1 protein-coding gene is annotated in these 2,420 nt (G+C 62.1%); it reads left to right on the top strand.

Going from position 1 to position 2,420, the window contains the following annotated elements; genetic code table 11:
• Positions 1-273: 273 nt before the first annotated feature.
• Positions 274-2,420 (top strand): DEAD/DEAH box helicase (locus ASC46_RS20650; protein WP_245280653.1); only part of this gene is annotated, 2,147 nt, incomplete at its 3' end.

Below are 2,420 nucleotides of genomic sequence, written 5' to 3'. Positions count from 1 at the left end.
GGGCTCACCCCGAACGAATTTGCAACCCGGTCCAGATCGGACCACAACATGAACAGGGCTAACCTATAGACGGGGACAAAACGGGGAGCACGTCAGGAGGATCCGAATTTCGCGCCGGGGGAACTTGCGCTCGCCCGCCTGATTCTCAGGGATCTTCGGACCCTGAGAAACGAAGCGCGTACATGGCTCCGTGATCCGCTGCATCAGGACGGCGCTATCCGCGCCAGCCTGGCGGAGGGTGCCGCCGACTTTGACGACACCATTTCTGTCATATTGACCACGACAGTACATCGAGCGTTTGCGATCTTCGACTTCGCGCTTGCCACGGGTTCTGCCGCTCTACAGGAGGAGGCTCTTGCGCTCCTCAGGCGAGCGCTGCGTGTTGCCGGCGATTCAGGTGCGGTTTCCCTGTGGTGGATCATTCGCGTTGCGCTCAACCTGATCGACGATCTATGGGCGCACAGTCTTCACCGCATTCTGCCGTCCGAGGGGCCGCAGGGTGCCACTGAATACGGCGAACTGCGGGAGCTGTTTCTCGCATCGCTCTATGCGCGCGACATAGCGGAGATCGAGCTTTGGCCATCGCAACTGGAGGCGGCGCGCCGCGCAACTGAGCTCGACGACGATCTGGTCGTGGCACTTCCAACCAGCGCAGGCAAAACGAGGGTTGCTGAAGTCTGCGCCTTGATGTCGCTCAGCGCTGGCAAGCGCATCCTTATCGTGACGCCGCTGCGCGCCCTTTCCGCCCAGACCGAACGATCGTTCCGCCGGACTTTCGCCCCGTTGGGATTCTCGGTTTCCTCATTGTACGGCGCGAGCGGCATGATGCCGGGCGACGAAGACGCGCTTCGCACGCGGCAGATTGTGATAGCGACACCCGAGAAGCTTGATTTCGCGCTGAGAAACGATCCGGACCTCATCGATGATGTCGGTCTGATCGTGCTTGATGAAGGGCACCTGATCGGTCCCAGCGAACGCGAACTCCGGTACGAAGTTCTCGTGCAGCGACTCTTGCGGCGTGACGACGCCGGCGAGCGGCGCATTGTCTGTCTCTCAGCCATTCTGCCGGATGGAGAGCAGCTTGACGATTTGACCGCTTGGATGCGGTCCAACGCGGACGGCGCTCCTGTCAAGTCGGAATGGCGTCCGACACGCCAGCGTTTTGGAACACTTGCCTGGACCGGCCAAGGCGCCCGGCTGACGTTCGACCTTGACGACGACGGACCCTTCATCCAGCAGTTTGTCGAGCAGCAACCGCCGATCCGTCCTCGCCGCACGCCCTTCCCCAGAGACAACGCCGAACTGACGCTCGCTGCGGCGTGGCGCTTCGCCGATGAGGGCAAGCGCACGCTCGTCTTCTGCACGCAAAGAGACCATGTCGAAAGCTATGCGGAGAAGATCGTTGATCTTTCCCGCCGCGGGTTCCTTCCGCCTCTGCTCGCCAATGCCCCCGCGATCGAAAGAGCCAAGGCCATCGGAACAGAATGGCTTGGCGAAGATCACCCAGCGGTCATGTGCCTTAATGTCGGCGTCGCCATTCATCATGCCCGCCTGCCCAATCCGTTCCTTCGCGAAGTCGAGCGCCTTCTCAATGAGGGAATTCTCACGGTTACGATCGCATCGCCGACTCTCGCGCAGGGCCTCAATCTCAACGCCGCCGTCCTGTTGGTACCCAGCCTCTACCGGGCTGGTGTCGCGCTGTCCGGCGAAGAATTTGCCAATGTGGCCGGACGGGCGGGCCGCGCATTCGTCGATCTCGAGGGACTCGTGGTCCATATCATGTATGAGCCGGTGCGCTGGCGAAGGCAGGCGTGGCGCGATCTCGTAAACTCATCGCGAGCCCGCTCCCTTGAAAGCGGGCTGATCCAGATCGTGGCGGAAATTCTCCGCCGCCTTGCGCGCGGAGGGATATTGAACCGGGCAGATGCCTTTGAGTATCTGGCCAATAACAGGCAGGCCTGGGACGTTCATGTAGACGAGGAGGGCGACGAGCCGCTGGAACTCCTTCTGGAGAAACTGGACAACACCATTCTGTGCCTGATTGAAGCTCTTGATGCGAATGCTGACGATCTGCCTGCGCTCATCGACGAGGCCCTGAATGGTTCGCTTTGGGCGCGACAGATCGCACGCCGTGTGGAGGGCGCGCGGGAGCGGCAGCTAGCCCTGCTCCAAGCGCGGTCGCGGCGCATCTGGGCCAGCACGACGGCGCAACAGCGCCGCAGTCATTTCGCCATGGGCGTTGGCCTCGAAGCCGGGCTCAAACTTGACTCGATGGCGGATGATCTCGCGGCCCATCTCGACCGCGCCGATCTTGCCGCTCTTCCCGGTGACCTGACCCCCAGCTTTCATCCAGCCGCGACCAGAGACCGGCCGTTGTTGTCGCCGTCTTCGGCAACGCTGTCTACCGGCCGCGAAGCGGC

It is taken from the genome of Chelatococcus sambhunathii (assembly GCF_001418005.1).
Taxonomy (GTDB): Bacteria; Pseudomonadota; Alphaproteobacteria; order Rhizobiales; family Beijerinckiaceae; genus Chelatococcus_A; species Chelatococcus_A sambhunathii.
This window is presented reverse-complemented; position numbering and strand designations above follow the sequence as displayed.